Here is a 24,697-nt window from a genome sequence, read left to right on the forward strand (position 1 = left end):
CGAGCCGCGAACGACGGAGTGGGCACCGGTCTTCTGATCAGGGCTGTCCCTGAGTACTCCGGGCGGTTTTGCTGCCACTATGACGAGATGGGGAGGACGGCGCGGGTCCTGGCACGGGTGGCCACCTGGCCGCTCGCACCTGCGCTCATCGCCGGCCAGCTCGTGGTCAATCAGCGACTCGGGGGCGACCACAGCATCAGCCCGGACGTTCTCTATCTGGTCGCGATGCTGGTCTGCTGGGCGGTCGGAGTACTGCTCACCTGGCGCGTCATCGACCAGCCCGCCGGCTGGGCGTTCCTGGGACTCGGCACGGCCCTGACGTGGAGCGGCTTCACCGAGCTGTACACCGACCTCGAGGTCAGACCGTTGATCGCCACCTTCAGCGACACGAGCTTCGTCTGGTGGTTCGTCTTCCTGGCCCTTGCCCTCCAGTTCACCCCGGCGGTCCGACCGTCGTCGCGGATCCTCCCCGTCCTGACCGTCGTGTCCGGCGTCGTCTTCGCAGTCGCGGCGCTGTTGCGTTCCACCCACCTCGACCAACCTCACGACGACCTCGTCAGCCCCTGGGCGATCGCGGCAATCGCCGGACCGATCGCAGTTCTCGCCACCATCGCGGTGTTCGTCCTCGGCGGCTGCCTGCTTGCCTCGGTCTACGTCCTCGTAGCGGCGTTCCGTCGGGCCAGGGGCGAGGCCCGCCAGCAACTGCTGTGGCTGGTAGCCGGAGCAACGCCGCTTGCGCCGTGCGTGGTCGCGTCGTTCGCTGCGTCGTACGCCGGATTCGAGTCAGCCGCCGGCTGGTTGCTGAGTTTCTGCGTCATCACCCTCGCGCTAGGTGCTGCGCTGTCGGTGGCCAAGTACCGCTTGTACGACGTAGAGCGGATCGTCACCGACTCCGCGGCGTACGCGATCTCGAGTGGTTCGGTCATCGCCGTCTTCGGCGCTGTGGTCGTGGTCATCACCAAGAGCGTGCCCGTCCGGGCCGACGCGCAACTGCTGACGATCCTCGCCACGCTGGCCGCGGCCGCCGTCGCCCGGCCCGCGTATGCCTGGGCCCGCCGAGTAATCGACCGCCACTTCAACCGCCGCCGGTTCGACGCTGTGCAGCTGGTGCGGGCCGGGCTCGCTCAGTCCCCCGCGGCGGACCTCGACACTCTCCTGGTCACGGCGACCGGTGACCCGCGAGTACGGGCGCTGTTCCCGTCCGACGGTGGCTGGGTCACCTCGGACGGCCACGTCGCAGTCCCCGGCGCAGACGTCGTTGACGTCGTACGGCGAGGGCAGGTCAGCGCGCGGATCGAGTTCGATCCGGCGCGCTGTGAGCGGTCCGTCGTCGCAGCCGTAGTCCGGGAGGCCGCCGCCGAGATCGACAACCTCGGTCTGCGGGCCGAACTCGCCAAGCAGGTGGAGCAGATCACCGAATCGCGGGCACGTCTGGCCGGTGCGCACCTGGAGGAACGCCGGAGGATGGAGCGCGATCTCCACGACGGTGCGCAGCAGCGCATCCTCGCGATCGCCCTGCAGCTCCGTTCCGCTCGGGTCAACGGCGGCGAGAGCGTTCTGCGGGCCGAGGTCGATCAGGCCATCACGGACCTTGCACTGACCGTGCAGGAGCTCCGCGACCTGGCCGGCGGTTTGCAACCGGCCGCTTTGGCCGGAGGTGGTCTGCGGGCTGCGACCGACGAGTTGGCCAGCCGGATCCCGGTGCGAATGAAGCTTGACGTGGTCGACCAGCGGTTCCCGGGGTCCGTGGAGAGCGCGGCGTGGTTCGTGATCGCCGAGGCGGTCTCGAACGCCGTGAAGCACGCCCGGGTCGACGAGGTGACGATCCGGGTCTCGGCAAGCCTGTCCCAGTTGCACGTCGCCGTACTCGACGCCGGGGTGGGCGGAGTCGATCCGCGGGGACGTGGCCTCCAGGGTCTTGCCGACCGGGTCGCCGCGCTCGGTGGCGCTCTCTCCGCCGGTGATCAGCCGGGTGGCGGGACCCGGGTGGAGGCGGTGCTCCCATGCGGGTAGTGATCGCGGACGACTCCGCCCTGATCCGGGAAGGCCTTGCCCGGCTGCTGGTGGAGTCCGGGGTCGACGTCTGCGAGACGGTTGCCGACGCCACTCACCTGGTCGAGGCGGTTGATCGGCACCGGCCGGACGTCGCGATCGTGGATATCCGGATGCCTCCGACGTACACGCACGAAGGCGCTGCGGCCGCGATGGAACTCCGGGACCGGCTGCCAGAACTCGGCATACTCCTGCTGTCCCAGGCGGTCGAGACCCATTTCGCCTCCCAGTTGCTGCGGCGGCACGCCGAGCGGTTCGGCTACCTGCTCAAGGACCGGGTCGTCGACGTCGAGACGCTGATGGGGGCACTGCGCACGGTGTCGGCCGGTGGGATGGCGCTCGACCCGGAGATCGTGCGGCACCTGATGCGTGCGGACTCGGCCACCGATCCCCTGGCGGCACTGACGGACCGCGAGCGTGACGTACTGGCGTTGATGGCCGAAGGGCGGTCCAATTCGGCGATCGCGAGCCGGCTGACGGTCAGCCTCAAGACGGTCGAGAGTCACATCGCGAACATCTTCAGCAAGCTCGGGTTGCATGGTGCGCAGGACGATCACCGGCGGGTGCTCGCCGTACTCGCCGCCCTCCAAGGTGCTTCGTAGCTCGTCACTCCGCGTTTACAGTGAGGCATGACGGTAGAGACGCCGCAGCAGGACTGGGTGGCGGTCGAGCATCGGTGGTTCGGGCTCGATCGACGGACCTTCAAGGCCGGACTGACCGCGCTCGTCATCGCGCTGGTGTTGATCTACGGGCTGTCCGCGTTGAATGCGGCCATTCCGTGGCACAACGAGATCAAGGCCGGTCAGGTGCTCGACCTGGGCGACGGCGCGACGGCTGTGCCGCCGGTCGGTTGGCAACTCGAGAGCGGAACGCTCACGGGCGGTAGCGCGACCAGCCTCCACGTCGTGCTCGCCACCGGGGGCGCCACGATCGAGCTCAACGGCACGTCGTACGACGGCAGCGCCGACGCGTTCCTCGACCAGGTCGAACGGGCGGATAAGGACACTCCGGGCGTGAGCGGCCAACGCGGGACCGTGACCTCCGCAGCCGGCCTGGTCGGTGTCGTCGAGAGCAGGACCTCACCCAGCGGGGACGGTCTCGATGTCGCCTTCAAGATGGCCATCGGTACGCCGGAAGTCGTCGCGTCGGCGCCCGCACTGCTGATCCGGGTCCGAGCCGAATCCGGCCAGTTCGAGCACTACCAGGACGAGATCACCGCGCTACTGCGCAGCGTCACACCGGGGGCGGTCCGATGACCGAAACGACTGTCTCCGACCAGAAGGCCGCCCAGCTCAGCGCGATCGAGGAATCGGGCTGGGGGCAACCATTCAAGTTCCTGCAGCCTCGCAACGTCGCGTTCTGGGTCTTCCTCGTGGGCGTCGGCGGCGGAGCGCTGACGATGTTCCAGTTCTTCGGTCCCAAGGCCACGTTCTACGCGCCCGCACTCACCTGGGGCGTGCTGCTGTTCGGCTTGTACCTCATCCCGTGGCTGCTGCTCCTGCGCCATCACAACCGCTTCACCGCGCAACCGGCCGGGCTGCTGGCGACGGGTTTCGTCTGGGGCGGAGTCGCCGCGACCTTCTGGATCGCATTGCCGGCGAACGCGGCGCTGCTGGAGATCTGGTCCAAGGTCGGCGGGACGTCGTTCGCCGCCGACTGGGCAGCCGGTCTCACCGCGCCGATCAACGAGGAGTGGGGCAAGGCGCTCGGGCTCGTGCTCCTGATCGGACTCGCACCACGGCTCGTCCGCAGCGCGTACGACGGATTCATCATCGGTGCGTTCATCGGCCTGGGATTCCAGGTGTTCGAGGACCTCCTCTACGTCTACAACGGCGCGACCCAGTTGTACGGCGCGGACCAGATCGGCTCCTCGCTGCGAATCTTCCTGATCCGGGGTGCCGCCGGGATCGTGTCGCACGCCCTGTTCAGCGCGATCTTCTGCGCCGGGCTGATGTGGGTCCTCGGCCGGACCCGCGGTGAGCGCAGAGTGCTCAGAGGCGTCCTGACCATGCTGATGGCGATGGTGTTCCACTTCGCCTGGGACGACATGGCCGCCCTGAGCGGTGGCGGGGCCGCGGCGGCCGTACTGCCGTTCGTCATCGCCGCCGTCGAGCTCACCGCCCTGTTCTACGTCCTGCGGCACGCTGCCCGGCAGGAACGCGCCTGGACCGTCGCCCTGCTGACGCCCGAACTCGCGACCGGCGCCATCGACCCGCCTCTCCTCGACGCGGTCAGTGGACTCCGCAAGGACCGGAAGGCCTACCGCAAACACCTCCACAGCCGCCGCAAGGCCGGCCACCGGCTGGAAGCTGCATCCGACCTGGCCCGCGAACTGGCCCGCAGCAACGGCACCGACTCCCCCGCCGTCACCCACGCCCGCGCAGAGCTCGTGCGTCTGCAGTCTTAGCGAGTTGCGGCGGGCTCGAGATAGGAAGTCACATTGCGCAGTGCGCGGTCGACGTACTCGTCCTTCTCGCCTACCGGCGCGACGTAGTGCATGGCGTCCTTGGCGGCCTCAAAGCTGTGGAGACGGGCGATGATCCAGGTGGCGAGGTACGTCGAAGCCAGGCAACCGCCCGCGGTGGCGAGATTGCCGCGGGCGAAGAACGGTTGGTTGAGGACCTCGACGCCGGCCGCGACCACCCATGGCTTGGTGACGAGATCGGTGCAGGCGGGTACGTCGTCCAGGTGGCCGAGTCTGGCCAGGACCAACGCGCCGGAACACTGTGCGGCCAGCAACTGCCGGGTCGGATCGAGCGAACGCAGCGAGCTCATGATGGCGGCGTCCTCGACCACTTCGCGAGTCTTGCTGCCACTGCCGATGATGACGGCGTCGGCGCGGCAGGCCTCGTCGAGATCAACCGTGGCGTCGATCGTGACGCCGTTCATCGACTGCACCCGTGGCGTCGGGCTCGCGATCGAGACCCGCCAGCCGGGCTCCTTGACGCGGTTCAGGATGCCGAGCGCGATCAAGCTGTCGAGCTCGTTGTAGCCGTCGAAGGTCAGGATCGCGATGTGCATGCCGCGCACGCTAGCGATCGCGACCCATGACGATCAAAAAATTGTCATGCATACAATGCGTCCGTGCGAGTGCCGAAGTACAAGAGCGTGGTCGACGCGCTGGCCGCGCGAATCCGCGACGGGCAGCTGCCGGCCGGTCATCGCCTACCCACCCATCGCAAGCTCGCCGCCGACGAGGGCATCGCCGTCGTGACAGCGTCCCGCGTGTACGCCGAACTCGACGCCATGGGCCTGGTCAGCTCCGAGCAGGGCCGCGGCACGTTCGTCCGCGACCTCGCCTCCGCGTCCGGCGACGAGACGGACCAACGGGCGGTGGCCGCCGACGCCATCGATCTGAGCTTCAACTCCCCCTCGGTCCCCGGTCAGGCCGAGCTACTACGCCAGGCCTTGCGGGACCTCGCCGGCGCCGGTGATCTCGACGCGCTCCTGCGCTATCAACCCCATCGCGGTCGTGTTCAGGATCGGGCCGCGGTCGCGCAGCACTTACACCGCCGAGGACTGGATGTCGGCCGCGACAGAGTCCTGATCGTCAACGGCGCGCAGGACGGTCTCGCGGTCACGGCGATGGTCCTGTTCCAGCCGGGCGACGTGGTCGCGGTCGATGCGGTCACGTATCCCGGCTTCATCGTGCTCGCACGCACGCTCGGACTCGAGTTGGCGCCGGTGCCGATCACCGCGACCGGACCCGACCTCGATGCCCTCGAGCAGTTGTGCCGGCAACGCCGGGTCCGCGCCGTCTACGCGATGCCGACCCTGCACAACCCACTCGGCTGGGTGTACGACCAGTCCCAGCGAGCACAGCTGGTCTCGATCGCCAACCGCTACGGGCTTTCGATCATCGAGGACGCGTCGTACGCCTATCTGGCCGAGGACGCGCCAGCACCGCTGGCGATGCTTGCGCCGGACCTCACGATCTACGTCTCGAGCCTGTCCAAGAGCGTCGCGACCGGGTTGCGGTTCGGCTTTGTCGCCGCACCAACTGCGCTCGTACCGGCGCTTGAACGCGCGATCCGGGCAACGACGTGGCACACCCCCGGCATCACGGCAGCGATCGCCTCGCGGTGGTTGGCGGACGGCACCGTCGACCGTCTCGAATCGCAGAAGCGCTCCGACGCCCGCGCACGGCAATCCATCGCCGCGGAGGTCCTGGCCGGGTTGCCGTACGCCGCGCACCCGTCGTCGTACTTCGTCTGGCTGCCGCTCCCCCAGGACGCCCGCCCGGATCGCATCGCGGCAAGTCTCGCCGCCCGACACGTCGCGGTCTCCACCGCCGAACCATTCGCCACCACCCCGACCGTGCCGCACGCCCTCCGCCTCGCACTCGGCTCAGTAGCCATCCCCGACCTCCGCCAAGCCCTGCAAGCAGTCCGCGAGGAAGCCGAGCTCGATCCGCTCAGATAGCTCGCAGAGCGGCGATGGTTTGGTTGGTGGTCGGCCGATCGGTTGGGGCTTTGGCCAGGAGAGCCTCGATGATGGGGCGCAGTGGGCCCGCGTTCTTGAACGGGGCCGGGCGGGCCTGGACCACCGCCATCAGCGTGCTGAACGGGTCGCCGGCACCAAAGGGAGACTTGCCCTCGACGGCCGCGAACATAGTGGCGCCCAGGGAGAACAAGTCGGACGCCGGGCCGATCCTGTCGGCGCGGGCTCGTTCCGGTGACATGTACGCCGGGCTGCCGGCCAGCATGTCGCTCGCCAAGGTCTGCTGATCGTCCATGGCGACGGCGATACCGAAATCCATCAGGACAACGCGCCCGTCGGCACACAACTGGACGTTCGCAGGCTTGACGTCGGAATGCACCAGACCGGCCCGATGAACGGCCCGGAGTGCGTCGACCAGCTGCAAGGCGATCCGCCGTACCTCTGCAGCCGGGAGCGGTCCGTCCGCCGCGACCGCGTCAGCCATGGTTCGCCCCGACAGCGGCTCCATCACGATCCACTGGTCGCCGCCGTCCTCGATGACGTTGTACACCTTGACCACGTTGGGGTGATGAAGTCGGGCCGCCGCCCGGGCCTCGGCCAGCGCACTGGCGCGAATCTGCTCGGCCGTATGGCCAGGCAGAATCAGCTGCTTGAGTGCGACCCGCCGCAGGAGCACCTCGTCCTCGGCGAGCCAGACCCGGCCCATACCGCCGCGGCCGAGCAAGGCCTTCAAGCGGTACCGACCGCTCACCAGGCGACCTGATGCGACGACTGTCGGTGCTGGTTCCACCGCGACTGGTCCCATGATCGCCTCCTCTGCGGGCCCGGTTCGAGGTCTATACGCACCCCGTGCCGATCCGGTTCACCGCCCTCAGGCAGACACAAGTGACCGTTAGATGCATAAGGCAACTATTGGTGTCAGACGTCAGAAATACTTGGGATCTGGGTGAACCGGCCGGTGGCGGGGTGCGTGTAGCCGCCATCACTTCAACGGGAGGAACCCATCATGAGCAATGCGACAAGGCGGATCCGGCGAGGGGTCGCCGCGGCAGCCATCAGTGCCGGTATCGCGGTGAGCCTGGCAGGTACGGCGTACGCGGCGCCGGCGAGCCGGGTCGTCGTCGACAACGGCCGGCTGATCGTCACCGGCACGAACCGCGCGGACAACATCAGCCTGACCGTGCCGGGCACCGATCCGTCGGTCCTCGAGGTCAGCTTCGGTCCCGGTACGACCAAGCGCGTGGTCAACCGCAGCGACTTCGGCCAGATCCTGGTCACCAGCAAGGGCGGCAGGGACGACGTACGGGTGGACTACGGCGCCGAGGTGCAGCCGTTCACGATCATCGACACCGGCAGCGGGAACGACACGGTATCCGGCGGCAGCGGCAGCGAACTGTTCCGCACCGGCTCCGGCAACGATGTCGTCGACGGGAACCGCGGCAACGACACGGCGCAACTCGGCTCCGGCCGGGACGCGTTCGTCTGGGATCCGGGCGACGGCAGTGACGTGGTCAAGGGGGGTCGCGGTCAGGACAGCCTGGTGTTCAACGGTGCCGCCGCCGCGGAGAAGTTCGTTGCCGCTGCCAACGGTCCGCGGCTGCGGTTCACCCGGGACGTGGGCAACATCGTGATGGACACCGACGACGTCGAGCGGCTCGCGGTCAACGCCCTCGGTGGCGCCGACACCGTCACGGTCAGCAATCTGCGCGGCACGGATGTCAAGAAGGTCGACGTCGACCTCGGCGCGCAACTCAATACGCGTGGCGGCGACGGGGCGACCGACGCGGTGACCGTCACGGGCACCGCCCGCAAGGACAAGATCCGGGTGTCCGGGTCCGACGGGAATGTCCGCGTCTCCGGGCTCAAGGCCGACGTACGGATCAAGGACGCGGAGCCGGCCGACCAGCTGACGATCGACACGCTGAACGGTCGGGACAAGGTCAACACCGGCCGGCTCGCGCCGGGCACCATTGGACTCACGATCATTTGATCAAACGCGCATAAATCGATTTCTTGCGCAAATCATCGGCCGGATCACGGTCGCATTACAACCGCCTTGCAAAGCTGGTACGGCGAGGCAAGCAACTGGCCCGATCTCCCTGTAAAACAAGGAGATCGGGCCTCAAACGTGAACCTGGATAATTGAAACAAAGCACCTTGTCTATTGCTGCATGAGAACGCTCTCGCTAGGGTCTGGAATTGATATCGAGCGATTCGAACGTCATTCCGGGAGATGAGGGAAATGACAGTGAGGACAATTCCTGCGACCATTGGGGTCGCGGCGCTGGCGGTTGCCGGCGGGGTTGTAACGAGTCCCCCCGCCCAGGCCGCGCCACCGTCGGCCGACCATTGCGTACAGAACCTGAAGACCGGCAGGACCCAGTGCTTCGGCACCTTCACGGCGGCGATCAGCGATGCCACCGGCGGCAAGGTCACCACCGCACCGGCCGCCGTGCCGGACGCGACCGGCCGGGCCGCGCTGAACCGATCGATCCAGGCCGCTGACGTGCAGGCCGGCGGTGAGGTCATCCAAGGCACGTTCTTCGACAACCGCGACTTCGGCGGTGCGAGCTGGACCGTTGTCGGCGCCGGCCTGTGTGACGGCTCCGACGGCGTCATCAACTACCAGACCAACACCATCGACGGCTGGGCCGACCGGATCAGCTCCGTCCAGCCGTGGGCCAACTGCAAGATCTGGCTCTACCCCGAGCCCGACCTCAACGGCGACCGGGACGGGCCGTTCACCCAGAACACCGGCTGGGTCGGTTCGATGATGGACGACCGGACCAAGTCGGTCGGCTTCAGCTGACTCCCCTGTAGTTCCCAACGCCCATTCAGTGAACCAGTGAGGAGTACAGCCATGCCGAAACGTCTTACCGCCATTGCCGGCGCAGCAGTTCTCGCGGCCACCAGCTTCACCGCGGCCCCCGCGTTCGCGGACGGACCGACCGGACGCGAACTGCTTGACAAGTGCAACAACGGCACCGACTCGTGTGTCTTCCACCCGGCCGGTGCACCGGAGAAGTTCCGTGGCGACGTCCACCAGGTCGGCGACACCTACTTCAACTGCACGGGTACGCCGCAACGCAGCACGATCAAGTGGTCCGAGACGACCGGTGAGTCGAACAGCTTCGGCGTCTCGTTGTCCGCGGAGTACGGGTTCTCCGAGGTGTTCAAGGTGTCGATCGAGACGTCGTACTCGCACACCTGGGAGACGTCGAGCACGTTCGGGCAGGACAGCAACGTCGACGTACCGGCCGGCGAGAAGGGCTGGATCGAGCGCAGCACCGAGATGGAGAAGGTGCACGGCCAGTACGAGATGCACTTCCCGGACCGGTACTACGACCACTACATCTGGTACCAGGACTTCGACGCCACCGCGCCGGTCAAGGACGCGGCCGGCCAGATCACCGCGAAGACCGCGGCGATGTCCGCCGACGAGAAGTCACAGCACTGCGGCTGACTGAGGACAACCCGCGAACCCCCTCGCCACCTATCCCAAGGTGTCGAGGGGGTTCGCGGCGATCCGGGTGGCGAGCCCGGACTTGATGGCCCGTGCGGCCGAGCTCTCGGTCTTCCGGTCGGCCTGCGCCTGGAAGCACGCGAGGAACTCCTCAGTCAGCCCGAGCCGCGGGAAGTGCTTGAGCACGTCGGCCCGGAAGGCAGGGCTGAAGTCGTCGATCCCCTTCCCCACAATGTCGACGGCCGCCGCCCGCGAGATCAAATGACCCTCGGGATCGTCAGCCACCTCCACGTCGGGCCACATGTGCCGGACGATGACCTGCCCCAGGCGTTCGCGCCGCTCCAGCGACCAGCCGGCACCGGCCGCGAACACCCGCGCCACATGACCCCCGGCCTCCTCGAAGGACACCGTGTGGCTGTCGAACTCCGGCGCCAGGCTGATGTCGTGGAACATGGCCGCCACGAACAACAGCTCCGCGTCGTACCGGATGCCGTGGTCCTCGCCGTACGCCGCCGCCCACACGTAGACCCGGCGCGAGTGACTCAGCAAGGCCGCGGACTCGTAACCGGCGGCCACCTCCAGTGCCGCCGCGGCGGCAGCCGTCTCAGGAATCTCGATCATGCTTCGACGGTACGGCGCAAACGGCCCGCACCGCTGGTCCAATCGAGCGCCACCCGACTGGGCCACTCCCCCAGAATCGGCCCACGACCTCAGGCCTCAAATGGCCCTCCGACGGCGGGCCACCAGCGCGTACGGTCGAAATCGAACCAGTCCACCGACTACCCCAAGGACCTTTCATGCGTGCCATCACTGTCCGGGACCGCGAGGCCGACGACCACGGGCTGTCCCTGACCGAACTGCCCTCTCCCCGCGCCGCCGAGAACGACGTCATCGTGCAGGTCCACGCCGCCGGCTTCCTGCAAGGCGAGCCGGAATGGCCCGGGACCTGGACCGACCGCGCCGGCCGCGACCGCACGCCGAGTGTCATCGGCCACGAGCTGTCCGGTGTGGTCGTCGAGCTCGGCTACGGCACCACGGGCCTCACGGTCGGCCAGCGGGTGTTCGGGCTGACCGACTGGGCTCGCGACGGTTCGCTCGCCGAGTACACCGCCGTCGAGGCCCGCAACCTGGCTCCGCTGCCTGCCGACGTCGACCACGTCACCGCGGCCGCTCTGCCGATGCCGGGGCTCACCGCCTGGCAAGCGCTGTTCGACCACGCTCATTTGCAAGCAGGTCAATCCGTCCTCATCCACGGCGCCGCCGGCTCTGTTGGCTCGGTCGGCGTGCAATTGGCCCGCGAGGCCGGAGCCCACATCATCGGCACCGGCCGGGCCTCCGCCGAGGACAAGGCCCGCGAGCTCGGCGTGCACGAGTTCCTCGACCTGGACACCGAGCGCCTGGAGGACGCCGGGGAGGTCGACGTCGTCTTCGACGTGATCGGTGGCGACATCCTCGACCGCTCCGCCGCACTGGTCCGCTCCGGCGGGACCCTGGTCACCGTCGCCACTCCGCCCACCGTCCACCCGAAGGAGGGCCGGGCAATCTTCTTCGTCGTCGAGCCCAACCGCGAACAACTGACCCAGTTGGTCACCCGGCTGCGGACCGGCCGGCTCGTCCCCCTGGTCACGTCCGTCCGTCCCCTCGCTGACGCCGCAGCCGCCTTCACCGAACGCGGCCGGACGATCATCCAGGTGACCACGGATTGACGGTGGCGGCCGGTAGGGTCTGGCCGTGGACGTTGGGGAGCGGATTCAGGAACTGGCCGATCAGATCGTCGTACTGCGCGATGCCTACTACCGGGGTTCGCCATCGGTGGCCGACGCCGAGTACGACGCGATCGAGGACGAACTGCGGACACTGATCGACGCGAACCCCGAGCTGGCGCCCGATCCGAACCCGTTGGAGCAGGTGGGTGCGCCCGCGGTGCTGCATGCGCCGATCCGGCACTCGCGGCCGATGCTCTCCCTGGAGAAGGCGACCCGTCCCGAACAGGTCGAGGCCTTCTTCAACCGCTTCCCCGGCCAGTCGGTCGTGGTCATGCCGAAGCTGGACGGGCTCTCGCTCGCCCTGGTCTACGAGAACGGGCGACTGGCCCGAGCGATCACCCGCGGCGACGGGACGACCGGCGATGACGTGACTCCGTTGGTCCGAGCACTCGCCGATGGAGTCCCGGCGAAGCTCGACGTACCGGGCCGGATCGAGGTCCGCGGTGAAGCGGTCATGCTGCGGTCCACCTTCACCGCCTACAACGTCGCCCACCCGGACAAGCCGCTGATCAACCCTCGTGGCGCAGCCGCGGGCACGTTGCGCGCCAAGGACCCGGCGACCGTTGCCGAGCGCCGCCTGCAGTTCCTCGCGTTCGACCTGCTCACCGACGAGGACAGCGGAGACGCCGACCTCGAGCGCGCGCTGCAGACGATGGGCTTCACGGTCGCCGACATGCGCCACTGCGACGACGCCGCCGCGGCCCAGGCGGTGATCACCACGATCGAGCAGCAACGCAACGATCTCGACTACGACCTCGACGGCGCCGTACTGCGATTGGCCGATCGCGACGCGTTCGCTGCGGCGGGCACCCGTTCGAGCTCGCCGCGTGGCGCCTTGGCGTTCAAGTTCGCCGCCGAGGAGAAGACGACCGTGCTCGCCGACGTGGTCTGGGATGTCGGCAAAACCGGCAAGATCGCGCCTGTCGCCTGGCTGGAGCCCGTCTTCGTCGGCGGTACGACGGTCACCCGCGCGACGCTCGCGAACCAGGAGGTGATCCGTGCCCGCGGCATCAAGATCGGCGACACGGTCCTGGTGCGCCGGGCCGGTGACGTGATCCCGTTCGTGGCCGGCGTACTCGATGCATCCAAGCGCACTGGGGCGGAGCGAGACATCGTGCCGCCGTCCGTGTGCCCGTCGTGCGAGCAGCCCCTGACCGAGCAGGGCAACAGCCGCGAACTGTTCTGCACCAACGTCTCCTGCCCGGCCCAGACCGTACGGCGTCTGGTCCACTGGGCATCACGAGCCGCGGCGGATATCGACGCGATCGGTGGGGTCTGGATCGAGCGACTGGCCGAGGCCGGGATCCTCGAACAGCCGTCGGACTTCTACCACCTGACCAAGGAAGGGCTGCTGGAGTTCGATCGCATCGGCGAGATCTCGGCCACCCGGATGATCGAGTCGATCGACGCGAGTAGGCAGGTCGGCCTCCGGCGGGCACTGATCGGGCTCGCGATCCCGATGGCCTCCGAGGGCACGGCAGCCCGGCTGTGCCGCGCGGGCTTCGGCTCGTTGGAAGCAGTCGCCGATGCCGGGGAGGAAGGGCTGGTCGCCGTCGACGACATCGGATCGAAGGTCGCCGCCTCGCTCATCGAGCACCTGGCCCGGCTACGACCCGAACTGGAACGCCTCCGCGAAGCCGGGGTATCGCTCGACGTACTCGAGGAAGACCTGCCGCCGGTCGTCGCAGCGGGCGCACCGCTGGCCGGCAAGACGGTGGTCGTCACTGGTTCCATCACGAACCCGCGCTCCGGAGAGAAGGTCACCCGCCCGGCGTTCCAGCGACTGTGTGAGCGGGCCGGCGCCACGATCGCCTCGTCGGTCTCGGCCAGCACCGACTTCCTCATCACCGGCGCGGACGTCGGTGCCGCCAAGCTCACCAAGGCCGAGAAGCTCGGTGTCGAGGTCGTCGACCAGGCCGAGATCTGGCAGCAGCTACAGGCCGCCCAACTGACCTAGAACGCGCAGCTGACCTAGAAGATGTAGAAGCCTGTGATGACGGTGGGGAGGATGCCCAGCAGCAGCCAGGCCGACAGCGGCCGGCGCTTGAAGATCGCGAGGATCCCGACAACGGTCAGCACGCCGATCACGCCGGACATGAACCACAGGCCGACGCCCTTGCCGAAGTCGGTGCTCGCGACCCCGATGCTGTAGACGGCCAAGGTGATCGTCGGGACGCTGCCCACGTGGAAGAGGATGACCGAGACCACCCAGCGCTGAACCGTCTCGATGTTCATCGGTTTAGGAGTCCGCCGACGCCGTACCAGCTCCATCATTCCTCCACTTACTTAGTGTCCTAAGTATTAGCGTACACATAGTTGCTACACTAATCGCATGGCTGGGACGAAGATCACGCAGGTCGAGAATCCGCTGTCGCTCGAGCAGCAGGTCTGCTTCGCGCTGGCGGTCGCGTCGCGGACCGTCATCGCGCTCTACCGGCCTGTCCTCGAACCGATGGGGCTGACCCACCCGCAGTACTTGGTGATGCTCGCGCTCTGGGAGTTCGAGCCGGTGTCGGTCAAGGATCTGTCCGGGATGCTGCAACTCGAGCCGGCGACGCTCTCTCCCCTGCTGAAGCGACTCGAAGCCGCGGGGCTGCTCCGCCGGGACCGCTCCGCCACGGACGAACGTTCGCTCGCGGTCGCCCTGACCGACAAGGGCCGGGATCTCCGCAAGCAGGCTCTGAACGTCCCGCCGGCGATCATCGATCGGCTCGGCATGGACGTCGACGAGCTCGTCGAGCTGCACGCCCGCCTGACCAGAGTCATCGCCGCCGCGAAGCCCGCCGACAGATAGGTCCCGTCGGCCCCCATCCGGTCGGCGCCGGCCGCGCTGCACGTCGGCGGCGACAACCTGGACTCGTCGGTGGTGTGCCGCTTTAGCGCTTGGCCGACCACGCGCCGATCACGGCCGGCAGGACCTCGACAGCGTTGGCGGCGACGACCTCGGCCCGGAGGCGATCCTCAAGGGTGTCGACGTCGATCTCGGCGGCCGAGGTGGTGCCGAACTGTTCCACGAACGGGAGGAGGCTCCGGAGCGATTCGGCGAGAAGGGTGTACCCGGGCCAGTCCGGCCCGCCGCCGATCGGGGTGTCCTTGCGGAGCCGCGGCGGGTCCAGGCCGGCGTCGATGAACGCCTGATAGAGACGATGTCCCATGTTGACGGTCGGCCCGACCAGGTCCTCAGGCGGGCTCATCCAGCGCTGCACCTCTCCGTGCACCGGCGTCGCCGGATAGGTGTACGCCGGCGTCGTGAGGTCAGCGCTCTCCTGGAAGACGAGCACTCCCCCGGGACGCAAACGACTGCTCAGTCGCCGCAGTACGTCGGCCGGATCCTCGACGTACATCAAGATCCAGCGGCCGACGATGGCGTCGTACTCGTCGTCGAGCTCGAGCGTCTCCAGGTTGCCCTGCCGGAACTCGACGTTCTGCCAACCCACCGCCGCCACCCGCTGACGCGCGAAGTCGAGAATCTCCTCGTTCATGTCGATCCCGGTCACCCGGCCTTGCGGACCGACGAGATCGGCGCACAGCAGCGCCACCTCACCGGAACCACTCCCGATCTCGAGAACCTTCATACCCCGGCCAATTCCCGCATCGGTGAACAGCTGCCGCGTCAGCGGGCCATAGACCTGATGCTGCAGAATCAACCGCCGGGCCTCGGCGTCGCTCCGGCCCAATACATACGTGTCGTCGATCGTCGTCATACGAAACCTACGCACCCGCCGACGACCTCGGTTCCCGTGTTGCGTGTGAGGGGGTGATCGGCCATAGTCACAGACAGTGGTCGGGTGATTCGGAATCGGGGGCAGGGTTGGTAGTTCGGGCGTGGTTGAGGGTTGGGTTGGTCGGAGTGATGGTTGCTCTCGCGGGCGGTTGTGGGGGTACTGGGACGCCCGCCGGGAAGGTCACGGTCACGACGACGACCGTGACGACTGTGCCGGCAACCCCATCTGCCTCGGCGACTCCGTCAGCAACGGCTCCCCCGCCGTCGACACCATCGGCTTTGCCGTCGACGAAGGTGCCTTCGCCGACGCAGACGGGTGTGGTGCCGAATGTGGTGGGGATGAATCATCAGCTCGCGCAGGACACCATGCAGGCAGCCGGCTTCTACTTCCTGACCGAGGAGGACGCCACCGGGCAAGGACGGCTGCTGATCAACGACCGCAACTGGGTCGTCGTCACCCAGGACCCAAAGGCCGGCACCCGCGCCCCCGCAGACACAAAGATCCTCCTTCGCTCCAAAAAGATCGGCGAGTAACTAGCCTCCCAGCGTGCGCGCCACCGAGCCCGCGCCTGTGCCTCGTGGATGCCGGGGGCAACCTGCGGTAGCCAGTCGGAGGCCGGGTGTCACGGAGGTCCCGTCATGACGCAGGTTTGATGTGGAATGTGCTCGTCTTCGAGACGCGGTCGCGCGTAGGCTCGGGGAGCCACGAGACCATGTGCCCAGGGGGACGCAGTGAGCCAGCCAGCGACGCAACCCGACTACCCCGACCAGATCGATGCCGCGGTCCTGAAGATCGCCGGTGTCGTCGTACTGGGCGCGATCATGTCGATCCTCGACATCACGGTCGTCAATGTTGCCCTGCCGACGTTCCAGGACGAGTTCGGCACACCTGAGAGCCCGATCGCCTACTCACACGTCGCCTGGACGGTCACGGCGTACACGCTCGCACTGGCGACCGTGATCCCGCTGACCGGCTGGGCGGCGAACCGGTTCGGCACCAAGCGGCTCTACATGGCCGCGATCTTCCTCTTCACCGCCGGGTCCGCGCTCTGTGCGACCGCGTCGAGTATCGACATGCTGATCGGCTTCCGCGTCCTGCAGGGGCTGGGTGGCGGCATGCTGATGCCGCTCGGTATGACGATCATGACCCAGGCCGCCGGTCCGCGCCGGATGGGCCGGCTGATGGCGATTCTCGGCGTACCGATGCTGCTCGGCCCGATCCTCGGCCCGATTCTGGGCGGCTGGCTGATCCAGGTGGCGAGCTGGCACTGGATCTTCCTGATCAACGTGCCGCTCGGCGCGATCGCCCTGGTCTACGCCTGGTTCGCCCTGGAGAAGGACCACACGGAGCCTTCGGAGTCGTTCGACCTCCTCGGTGTGGTGCTGATGTCCCCCGGACTCGCACTGTTCCTCTTCGGCATCTCCTCGCTGCCGGCCGAAGGCGGAGACTTCGGCGCACCCCGCGTCTGGGTCTCGATCCTGATCGGTGTGTTGCTGATGGCAAGCTTCGTCTGGCACTCCTTCCGGCCGGAGCATCCACTGCTCGACCTGCGGCTGTTCAGCAACCGCAACCTGACCGTCTCGATCATCACGATGTTCCTGTTCGCCGCGGCCTTCTTCGGCGGCCTGCTGCTGGTGCCGACCTACTTCCAGCAGATCCGTGGCGAGTCCACACTGCATGCCGGTCTGCTGGTCGCGCCGCAGGGTCTCGGCGCGATGGTGACGATGCCGATCGCCGGGCGGCTGGTGGACAAGATCCCGGTCGGCCGGATCGTGCCCTTCGGGCTGGGGCTGATCGTGATCGGCATGTTCGGCCTGACCCAGATCACCGCGACCACGCCGTACGGCTGGCTGATCGCGATGCTGGTCGTGATGGGCTTCGGGATGGGCGGCACGATGATGCCGCTGTTCACCACCGCGCTGCGGACGCTGTCCGGTGCCCAGGTCGCCCGCGGTTCGACCCTGCTCAACATCACCCAGCAGATCGCCTCGTCCGTCGGCGTCGCGACGATGTCGGTCATCCTCACCAACCAGCTCAACAACTCGCCGATCATCCCCGGCACCGAGAAGATCCCGGGGTTCGGCGGAGGACTGCGGGAGACCCAGGCCGCGATCGTCTCGAACACCCGCCCGGAGAACCTGGCCCAGCTCCACCTCGACCCCGCCGCGATCGCTCGCGGCCTGGTCGACGCGGCCACGTCGTTCTCGCACACCTACTGGGTCGCCTGGGCGCTGGTCTGCCTCACCCTGGTCCCGGCCCTGATGCTCCCCCGCAAACGCGAGGTGATCGACCTCGTCGACGACGACCTTCCGCCCGCCGTGGTCGACTGACCGCACCGCTGCTGACAAGACCGCCCGCGCCGACTCCCGGCGCGGGCGGTTCGCTGTGTGCCACCTCACTGTTGCCGAGTCGGACACGTAACGAATAGACTCTTGTAACAGATGATTCAAATTAACTGAGGTTACGCAAACCTCAGTTATGCGAACCTCACATGGGAGGACGTTGTGACCGCGCACGTAGACGAGCAGCCCGCCGAGCTGCACCACTCGCACCGCGATGTCACCGGGGGCTGGTTGCGGCCGGCGACCTTCGGCGTGATGGACGGCCTGGTGTCGAACTTCGCGCTCGTCGCCGGAGTCGTCGGCGGTGGTGCGACCGGGAAGGTCGTGATCATGACCGGCCTGGCCGGACTCGTCGCCGGGGCCTGCTCGATGGCCTCGGGTGAGTTCACCTCGGTCTCGTCGCAGACCGAGCTGATGCAGTCCGAGATCGCCGTCGAGCGGCGCGAACTCGAGATCCACCCGGAGGAAGAAGAGCGCGAGCTCGCGATGATGTACGAGGCGAAGGGCCTGCGTCCCGAGCTCGCCGCCGAGGTGGCCCGGGAGCTCACCGCCAACCCCGAGGTCGCCCTCGACGCGCACGTCCGCGAGGAACTCGGCGTCGACCCCAACGACCTGCCGTCCCCGTGGCTCGCGGCCGGATCGTCGTTCGTCGCGTTCGCGATCGGCGCACTGGTCCCGCTCATCCCGTTCCTCTTCGGCGCCGCGAGCGTGCTGCCGGCCTTGCTGCTGTGCGCGGTCGGCCTGGTCGTCACCGGTGGGATCGTCGGCAAGATCACCGCCCGGCCGTTCTGGTACGGCGGTGGCCGTCAACTGCTCCTCGGTGGCCTGTCGGCCGCGGTCACCTTCGCGATCGGCCTCGCGGTCGGGACTGGACTGTCATGAACCTCCTCGTCACCGCCCTGGTGAAGCAGGTCCCGAAGGGTGACCACAGCGGCCGCCTGGACGCAGACGGCCGGCTCGAGCGGTCCGGTGCGATCACCGAGATGAACCCGTGGTGCCGCCGAGCGGTCGCCCAGGCCGTCCGGCTGGCGACCGAAACCGGCGGACGCAGTACGGCGCTGACCATGGGCCCGCCGGCGGCTGTCGACGTACTGCGCGAAGCTCTCGCGTGGGGGGTCGACGACGCCGTCCACCTGTCGGATCCCGCGTTGGCCGGCTCCGACTGCCTGGTCACCGCCCGGGCGCTCGCGTCCACGATCGCGTTGCTCGACGAGCCGCCGGACCTGATCCTCGTCGGCGCCAGCTCGGTCGACGGCAGTACGGGCGCGGTCGGCGCGATGCTCGCCGAACTGCTCGGCCTCCCCTTCACCGGACCGGTCCTCTCCATCGAACCCGAGGCCGACGAGACCCGCGTCCGTACGACGGTCCAGCACGACTCCGGCACCGAGTCGGTAGTAATAGGTCTCCCCGCCGTCGTAGCGATCGCCGAACGCTCCTGCCCGCCGGCCAAGGCCCCGATCGAGTCCTGGCCGGAAGCAACCGACGTACGCCGGGTCGGGACGGCGGACCTGCCACCCCGCGAATGGGGACTACCCGGCAGCCCGACGAAGGTCGCGCAGGTCCATCCGGCCCCGATGACCCGCGACCCGATCATCTTCCGCGGCAGGCCCGAGGCCCAGGCCACCCGGGCCATCGCTGAACTCCTAGCCCGGGGTTGCTTCGAGCCGCCGGCGGTCCAGCTCGCCGAGGTCGTACCAACACCACCAGCCACCGGCCCCGAGGTAGTTGCCCTCGTCGGTCCCGGACCCGTCGCCGGAATCCACGCACTGCTCGGAACGGCCGCCACCCTCGCCACCGAGATCGGCGGCACCGTCACCGTCGTCAGAACGATCGACAGCGACACCGACCTGGCTCGCTGGGGTGCCGACCGCGTCGTCACGCTCAGCGCCGACGAACCGCGGCCGGCCGCCGCAGCGCTTGCCACCTGGGTGGCTGAACGATCGCCCTGGGCGGTCCTGGGCGCGGCCCAGCCCTGGGATCGCGAAGTCCTTGCCCGGCTTGCGGTTACCTCCGGCGCCGGCCTGATGTCCGACCTGGTCAGCCTGGCTGTCCACCCCGGTACGACCCCACGCCTGGCCGGCCTGAAACCCTCCGGTGGCGGCACCCTCGCGGAGATCGTCAGCCACGGTTCCCCGCAGATCGCCACTCTCAGGACCGGCCTCCTCCCCCTCCGCACCCCACGCGCCGACCGGCCGCTCGACGAGCACGTCCTGGTCGTGGAACCGGATCCAGCCATCAGCCGGGCCGAACGCCGTACCGGCAACGAGGGCGACGCCCTCGACCGGGCCGAGGTCGTGATCGGCGTCGGCCGTGGCGTGCCGCCGGACCAGTACGCCGAACTCGAACCGATCCGCGTACTCCTGGGTGCCGAGCTGGCCGCCACCCGCAAGGCGACCGACGAGGGCTGGCAGCCGCACGGCCGGCAGATCGGTATCACCGGCCGGAGCGTCTCGCCCCGGATCTACTTCGCTGTCGGTCTGTCCGGCAACCTGAACCACATGGCCGGCGCCAGCCGGGCCGGGACCGTGCTTGCCATCAACACCGATCCGGCCGCCGAGGTCTTCGCACACTGCGATGTCGGCCTCGTCGCGGACTGGCAGGAGGTGGTGCCGTTGCTCGTCGATGGGCTACGCAGCCGTGTCAGCGGATAGCCTGTCCCGCATGGCAACCCGACGTACCAAGACCAAGGCTCCGGACAGCTGGCTCCTGCTCATCTACAAGGTGCCCAGCGAGTCGTCCCGGGCCCGGGTCGCGGTGTGGCGGGAGCTCAAGCGCCTCGGCGGGTTCTACGTGCAGCAGGCCGTGTGTGTGCTGCCGGACCGCGACGAACTGCGCGCCGGCATGGAGAAGGTCCGCGAGCGCGTCACCGAGCTCGGCGGCTCGAGCGTCTTCCTCACCCTGACCGATGTCGACGACGACGCCCGCGACCAGTTCGTCGAGGGCTTCCGCGGCCAGTCGGCGAAGGAGTACGCCGAGATCGTCGAGGAGTGCGAGACCAAGTTCGTCAAGGAGATCGAGTTCGAGCGGTTCCGGGAGAACTACACCTTCGAGGAGGCCGAGGAGATCCGCCAGGACCTGGAGAAGCTCCGCCGCTGGCTGACCAAGGTGGAGGACCGGGACTGGATGGATGCCGACGGCAAGGACCTGGCCCGGTCCAAGGTCGGCGACTGTGAGCGGCTGCTGGAGGAGTTCGAGGCGGACGTGTACGAACGCACCGAGGGCTCCGTCTGACCTTCAGCCGCGGCGCTTGGGCTTCGGATCCCGCTTGAGGCCCAGCACGGTCTCCTCGGCCAGTGGGTAGCCGTTCAGCTCCTCGCGGAGCTGGTTCATCCGCTCGGTGTTGTCGAGCGCGCGACCGCGGTCCTGCGCGGCCACGGCGATCGTCAACGCCTCCAGCAGCACGAGCACGACGACCTGGCTGGTGAATGTCCCCGGCCGGCTCATGCGTGCCGACAGCACGACCTCGACCTTGTCCCGCAACGCCTCGCCGAGCGTGTCGGTCAGCAGGATCACCGGTACGCCGGCACTGTCGCAGTGATCGATGATCGTCCGGGACTCCCGGTTCAGCCGGTTGTGCGCCATCACGACGACGACGTCCTCCGGGCCGAGCAGCAGCAGCCGGTCGGCCAGCCGGTAGCCCGTGTCGGTGGCGGTCCTGGCCCTGTGCCCGATCCGGGTCAGGTGGGTGGCGATGTACTCCGACACGCCGTCCAGGCCGGCAAAGCCGCACACGACGGTCTCCCGGGCCTCGTCGATCAACTCGACGGCGCGCCGGAACTCCGCCGTGTCCACGGTCTGCTCGGCCATCGTCAGGTGCTCGACGTGATCGCGGAGCATCGCGCGCAGGATCGTCTCGGGCCCGTCGCCGAACGTCTCCAGGCTCGCGCTCAGCCGGTTGGCCGGTGTGAGCAGGGTCTGTAGATGGCCCTGTAGTGATCGTTTCAGGCCCGGCAGGCCGTCGTACCCGAGTGCTTTGGCGGTGCGGACGATGCTGGCGTCGCTGGTGCCGGTGGCCCGGCCGAGCTCCTCGGCGGACGAGAACGCGGCCTCCTGCGGGTGCGCGGACAGGTACTCCGCGACCTTCCGCTCGGTCGCGGTCAGCTCACTCAGGCGCGTAGCGACACGCTCCTGCAGGGTCGGCGGCTTGGCTTCCGCTGTGGTCACGACGGCTCCTCCTTTCGGGTCGCGGACATCATTTCATTCGCGAACCCGTTGACAGTGATTGTAGCGATCACTACCGTCATCTGAATATTCGTAGTAATCACAACGAACGCCAGGGTCTCCGTCCAGTCCAGGGAGTATCCGTGATCGACACCATCGACATCTCCGCGGCCGATCCGCGCGACCGCGGTCGCCAGTACGGCGAAGCCGCGCGCGAGCAGATCGCTGCCTCGGTGGCCTTCTACACCGAATCCGTCGCCCACAAGACCGGGCTGCGCTGGCCCGACGTCCTCGATCGGGCCCGCGCCTGGGTTCCGATCATCGAAGGCTACCTGCCCGGTATCGTGCCCGAACTGCGCGGCATCGCCGACGGCTCGGGCCGGTCCTTCGAGGAGATCGTCGCGCTGAACAGCCGCGGCGAACTCACCCGCGGCAACCCGTTCGAGACCGCGGACGACGACGAGGGCTGTACGTCGTTCGCGATCCTGCCGGAGGCGAATCCGTACGGGCATGTCTGGGCCGGGCAGAACTGGGACCTATGGGCCGGGGTCGCCGACACCGTCGTCGCGCTCCGGATCGCCCAGCCGGGCAAACCGACCATCGTGTGTCACGTCGAGGCCGGCCAGGTCGGCCGGCACGGCGCCAACTCGGCCGGGATCGCCCTGAACGCCAACGGGCTCGGCGCCGGTTTCGGCACCGGCCTGGGGGTTCCCGGTACGTTCGTCCGCCGCAAGGTGCTGGAGAGCTGGGACTTCTACGAAGCCCTGAACGCGATCTTCGACGCCCGCCAGACCTTGTCCAGCAATCTTCTGCTCACCCACCGGGACGGCTTCGCCATCGACGTCGAGACCACCCCCGGCCGCAACGGCTGGATGTATCCGACCGAGGGGTTGCTTGTGCACGGCAACCACTTCCAGGCGTTCGTCCCGCCGCAGATCGAGGACAGCTACCGCCCGTTCTCGATCGACTCGCTCTACCGCGTACCCCGCGTCGAGGCAGGCCTGCAGAAGGTCCGCCGCGACGGCACCTCGGACGAGGCGGTCGCCACCATCGTGCAGACCACGATGAGCGATCACTTCGGCCACCCCGACGCCGTCTGCCAGCACGTCGATCCGCGCCGGCACGAGCTCGACCGCTACGCCACCATCGTGTCGAGCCTGGTCGACCTGACGGCCGGCACCTACCGGCTCACCCCGGGCCTGCCCTGTAGCAACAGCTACCAGCAGGCGCCGTGGAACCTGTACGACGGTCCTGGTCCCGAGGACCGTCCCGATGTCCCCGGCCCGGCGCACTCGCTCGCCGGCCTGCGATGAACCCCTGCACTTCACAGCTTCATCCTGAGGAGCACGTGCCATGTTCTACTCCGCCACCCGGGTCCGGCGCGCTGTCGCCGTACTCTCCCTGACCGTTGCCGCGGCTGCCCTGACGGCCTGCGGCAACTCCACCTCGTCGACGTCACCAGCCGCGGGGGCGGCTCCGAACGCGGACCGCGCCGCCGCGGCCCAAGGTGTCAGCTCCGACGTCAACCTCGACCAGTGCGGCAAGTCCACCCGCACCGTGAAGCACGACCTGGGCACCACCACGATCACCGGCGAACCGAAGCGGGTGGTGGCGCTGGAGTACTCCTTCGTCGACGCGCTCGTGTCGGTCGGCATGTCGCCGGTCGGGGTCGCCGACGACGACAAGCCGGACCGGATCATCCCCGGCCTGCGCGAGAAGATGGGCGACTACAAGTCGGTCGGCCTGCGCGCGACGCCGAACATCCAGGTGATCACGGCCCTCAAGCCGGACCTGATCCTGGCCGAGTCCGGCCGGCACAAGGCCATCTACGCCCAGCTGTCGAAGATCGCGCCGACGATCGCCTACGCCAGCCTGAACGGCAACTACCAGCAGGTCGTCGACGGTGAGATGTCGACCGCGATCGCGCTGAACAAGTGCGACCTGATGAAGACCCGGCTGGCCGAGCACGAGAAGGTCATGAACGACCTGAAGGCCAAGGTGCCGGCCGACGACAAGCGCAACGCGTTGTTCGTGGTCACGTCGGAGAAGGGCTTCACCGGCTTCCCGGGCAAGGCGTACGCACCCGGCGTACTCGCGCTGCTCGGGATCAAGTCCCCGCTGCCCGACGACACCGGCGACGCGTCGGTCTCGATGACGCTGGAGACCTTGGTCGCGACCAAGCCGGACACCATGTTCATCGCCGGCTGGACCGACAAGACGCTGGCGGAAACGTGGTCGAAGAGTCCACTGTGGAAGGAAGTCCCTGCGGTCAAGAGCGATGCGGCGTACAAGGTCGACCAGAACATCTGGTCACGGTCGCGCGGTCTGCTGGCCTCGGAGCTGATCGCCGAAGAAGCCGTCAAGAACCTCTACGGGAAGTGACATGTCCGCTACCGCGGCCACGGCGCCGCCACCGACCGAGGTACGCCGGATCACCACCAACCGGCAGCGCGCCACGCTGACCACGGTCGCGTTCCTCGTCCTCCTCCTGATCGGCGTGCTGTGGAGCCTGTCGATGGGCAGCCAGCACATTGCCCTGAGCAAGGTTCCCGGGGCGATCTTCCACAACGCGACCACCGACGACATGATCATCCGCTCGATCCGGCTGCCCAGGGTGGTGCTGGCGCTCTGCGTCGGCGCCGCCCTGGCGGTAGCGGGCGCGCTGATGCAGGCCGTCGCCGCCAACCCGCTCGCGGCGCCGGAGATCATGGGCGTCAACGCCGGCGCGGTTCTCGTCGTCGTCCTGGC

At 68.2% G+C, this 24,697-nt stretch carries 25 protein-coding genes; 19 read left to right on the plus strand and 6 right to left on the minus strand.

Annotated elements, in window-relative coordinates; all coding sequences use genetic code 11:
- The first annotated feature begins 87 nt into the window (after positions 1–87).
- From AB0L70_RS30220 to AB0L70_RS30235, 4 genes are read left to right on the plus strand one after another with little or no spacing between them, the layout of a single operon-like run.
- Positions 88–2,013: a histidine kinase gene (locus AB0L70_RS30220; RefSeq protein ID WP_363690131.1), complete on the plus strand. Its 1,926-nt coding sequence runs from the start codon at positions 88–90 to the stop codon at positions 2,011–2,013.
- A complete protein-coding gene (locus AB0L70_RS30225) occupies positions 2,004–2,654 on the plus strand; it encodes a response regulator transcription factor (protein ID WP_363690133.1) in 651 nt (216 codons plus the stop codon). Before AB0L70_RS30220 ends, AB0L70_RS30225 begins: the two co-directional genes overlap by 10 nt.
- A 27-nt stretch (positions 2,655–2,681) precedes the next feature.
- Positions 2,682–3,308: a hypothetical protein gene (locus tag AB0L70_RS30230; RefSeq protein ID WP_363690135.1), complete on the plus strand. Its 627-nt coding sequence runs from the start codon at positions 2,682–2,684 to the stop codon at positions 3,306–3,308.
- Positions 3,305–4,459: a PrsW family intramembrane metalloprotease gene (locus tag AB0L70_RS30235; RefSeq protein WP_363690137.1), complete on the plus strand. Its 1,155-nt coding sequence runs from the start codon at positions 3,305–3,307 to the stop codon at positions 4,457–4,459. The genes AB0L70_RS30230 and AB0L70_RS30235 overlap by 4 nt, the downstream gene beginning before the upstream one ends.
- On the opposite strand, the gene AB0L70_RS30240 is transcribed toward AB0L70_RS30235, so the two are convergent.
- Positions 4,456–5,073 carry a DJ-1/PfpI family protein gene (locus tag AB0L70_RS30240; protein ID WP_363690139.1) on the minus strand — a complete coding sequence of 206 codons (618 nt, stop codon included), beginning with the start codon at positions 5,071–5,073 and terminating at the stop codon, positions 4,456–4,458. The two genes, AB0L70_RS30235 and AB0L70_RS30240, sit on opposite strands and share 4 nt — an antisense overlap.
- 63 nt (positions 5,074–5,136) lie before the next feature.
- On the opposite strand from AB0L70_RS30240, the gene AB0L70_RS30245 reads away from it, so the two are divergent.
- Positions 5,137–6,474, plus strand: a complete 1,338-nt coding sequence (locus tag AB0L70_RS30245; RefSeq protein ID WP_363690141.1) for a PLP-dependent aminotransferase family protein — start codon at positions 5,137–5,139, stop codon at positions 6,472–6,474.
- On the opposite strand, the gene AB0L70_RS30250 is transcribed toward AB0L70_RS30245, so the two are convergent.
- On the minus strand, positions 6,467–7,297 hold the full coding sequence (locus tag AB0L70_RS30250; RefSeq protein WP_363690143.1) for a serine/threonine-protein kinase: 831 nt from the start codon (positions 7,295–7,297) through the stop codon (positions 6,467–6,469). The two genes, AB0L70_RS30245 and AB0L70_RS30250, sit on opposite strands and share 8 nt — an antisense overlap.
- Positions 7,298–7,498: 201 nt before the next feature.
- Here AB0L70_RS30250 and AB0L70_RS30255 point away from each other — a divergent pair, with 201 nt between their 5' ends.
- From AB0L70_RS30255 to AB0L70_RS30265, 3 genes are all read left to right on the plus strand, one after another.
- Positions 7,499–8,482, plus strand: a complete 984-nt coding sequence (locus tag AB0L70_RS30255) for a hypothetical protein (protein WP_363690145.1) — start codon at positions 7,499–7,501, stop codon at positions 8,480–8,482.
- 258 nt (positions 8,483–8,740) lie between these two features.
- Positions 8,741–9,301 carry a hypothetical protein gene (locus AB0L70_RS30260; protein WP_363690147.1) on the plus strand — a complete coding sequence of 187 codons (561 nt, stop codon included), beginning with the start codon at positions 8,741–8,743 and terminating at the stop codon, positions 9,299–9,301.
- A 51-nt stretch (positions 9,302–9,352) separates the two neighbouring features.
- Positions 9,353–9,955, plus strand: a complete 603-nt coding sequence (locus AB0L70_RS30265; protein WP_363690149.1) for a hypothetical protein — start codon at positions 9,353–9,355, stop codon at positions 9,953–9,955.
- A gap of 30 nt (positions 9,956–9,985) precedes the next feature.
- Here the strand turns inward: AB0L70_RS30265 and AB0L70_RS30270 are convergent, their stop codons facing one another.
- Positions 9,986–10,576 (minus strand): HD domain-containing protein, encoded by a 591-nt coding sequence (locus tag AB0L70_RS30270; RefSeq protein WP_363690151.1) that lies wholly within the window; start codon positions 10,574–10,576, stop codon positions 9,986–9,988.
- Positions 10,577–10,752: 176 nt separating this feature from the next.
- Here AB0L70_RS30270 and AB0L70_RS30275 point away from each other — a divergent pair, with 176 nt between their 5' ends.
- Together AB0L70_RS30275 and ligA are read left to right on the plus strand one after the other, a co-directional pair.
- Positions 10,753–11,661 (plus strand): NADP-dependent oxidoreductase, encoded by a 909-nt coding sequence (locus AB0L70_RS30275; protein WP_363690153.1) that lies wholly within the window; start codon positions 10,753–10,755, stop codon positions 11,659–11,661.
- 25 nt (positions 11,662–11,686) lie between these two features.
- Positions 11,687–13,678, plus strand: coding sequence for an NAD-dependent DNA ligase LigA (gene ligA, locus AB0L70_RS30280; RefSeq protein ID WP_363690155.1), 1,992 nt, complete (start codon positions 11,687–11,689; stop codon positions 13,676–13,678).
- A 14-nt stretch (positions 13,679–13,692) separates the two neighbouring features.
- On the opposite strand, the gene AB0L70_RS30285 is transcribed toward ligA, so the two are convergent.
- On the minus strand, positions 13,693–13,992 hold the full coding sequence (locus AB0L70_RS30285; protein ID WP_363690158.1) for a hypothetical protein: 300 nt from the start codon (positions 13,990–13,992) through the stop codon (positions 13,693–13,695).
- Positions 13,993–14,053: 61 nt separating this feature from the next.
- Between AB0L70_RS30285 and AB0L70_RS30290 the strand changes: the two genes are divergently transcribed.
- Positions 14,054–14,515: a MarR family transcriptional regulator gene (locus AB0L70_RS30290; protein ID WP_363690160.1), complete on the plus strand. Its 462-nt coding sequence runs from the start codon at positions 14,054–14,056 to the stop codon at positions 14,513–14,515.
- Between the two features lie 82 nt (positions 14,516–14,597).
- Here AB0L70_RS30290 and AB0L70_RS30295 read toward each other — a convergent pair whose 3' ends face one another.
- Positions 14,598–15,425, minus strand: a complete 828-nt coding sequence (locus tag AB0L70_RS30295; RefSeq protein ID WP_363690162.1) for a class I SAM-dependent methyltransferase — start codon at positions 15,423–15,425, stop codon at positions 14,598–14,600.
- A gap of 341 nt (positions 15,426–15,766) precedes the next feature.
- Here AB0L70_RS30295 and AB0L70_RS30300 point away from each other — a divergent pair, with 341 nt between their 5' ends.
- The 5 genes from AB0L70_RS30300 (at position 15,767) to AB0L70_RS30320 (ending at position 21,019) form a co-directional block, all read left to right on the plus strand.
- On the plus strand, positions 15,767–15,979 hold the full coding sequence (locus tag AB0L70_RS30300) for a PASTA domain-containing protein (RefSeq protein WP_363690179.1): 213 nt from the start codon (positions 15,767–15,769) through the stop codon (positions 15,977–15,979).
- Between the two features lie 198 nt (positions 15,980–16,177).
- Positions 16,178–17,776, plus strand: a complete 1,599-nt coding sequence (locus AB0L70_RS30305; RefSeq protein WP_363690164.1) for a DHA2 family efflux MFS transporter permease subunit — start codon at positions 16,178–16,180, stop codon at positions 17,774–17,776.
- 174 nt (positions 17,777–17,950) lie between these two features.
- Positions 17,951–18,670, plus strand: a complete 720-nt coding sequence (locus AB0L70_RS30310; protein WP_363690166.1) for a VIT1/CCC1 transporter family protein — start codon at positions 17,951–17,953, stop codon at positions 18,668–18,670.
- On the plus strand, positions 18,667–20,439 hold the full coding sequence (locus AB0L70_RS30315) for an FAD-binding protein (RefSeq protein ID WP_363690168.1): 1,773 nt from the start codon (positions 18,667–18,669) through the stop codon (positions 20,437–20,439). The genes AB0L70_RS30310 and AB0L70_RS30315 overlap by 4 nt, the downstream gene beginning before the upstream one ends.
- A 10-nt stretch (positions 20,440–20,449) precedes the next feature.
- Entirely contained in the window at positions 20,450–21,019 is a 570-nt protein-coding gene (locus AB0L70_RS30320; RefSeq protein WP_363690170.1) for a Chromate resistance protein ChrB, read from the plus strand.
- 3 nt (positions 21,020–21,022) lie between these two features.
- Here the strand turns inward: AB0L70_RS30320 and AB0L70_RS30325 are convergent, their stop codons facing one another.
- The gene (locus tag AB0L70_RS30325; RefSeq protein WP_363690172.1) at positions 21,023–21,952 is read right to left on the minus strand and encodes a MurR/RpiR family transcriptional regulator; all 930 of its coding nucleotides are present in this window, start codon (positions 21,950–21,952) and stop codon (positions 21,023–21,025) included.
- 140 nt (positions 21,953–22,092) lie between these two features.
- Between AB0L70_RS30325 and AB0L70_RS30330 the strand changes: the two genes are divergently transcribed.
- The 3 genes from AB0L70_RS30330 to AB0L70_RS30340 all read left to right on the plus strand — a co-directional run.
- The gene (locus AB0L70_RS30330; protein WP_363690174.1) at positions 22,093–23,262 is read left to right on the plus strand and encodes a C45 family peptidase; all 1,170 of its coding nucleotides are present in this window, start codon (positions 22,093–22,095) and stop codon (positions 23,260–23,262) included.
- Positions 23,263–23,302: 40 nt separating this feature from the next.
- A complete protein-coding gene (locus tag AB0L70_RS30335) occupies positions 23,303–24,331 on the plus strand; it encodes a Fe(3+) dicitrate ABC transporter substrate-binding protein (protein ID WP_363690176.1) in 1,029 nt (342 codons plus the stop codon).
- 1 nt (position 24,332) lies between these two features.
- A partial coding sequence (locus tag AB0L70_RS30340; RefSeq protein ID WP_363690178.1) for an iron chelate uptake ABC transporter family permease subunit occupies positions 24,333–24,697 on the plus strand: 365 nt, incomplete at its 3' end.

The organism is Kribbella sp. NPDC051952 (assembly GCF_040680855.1).
GTDB lineage: Bacteria > Actinomycetota > Actinomycetes > Propionibacteriales > Kribbellaceae > Kribbella.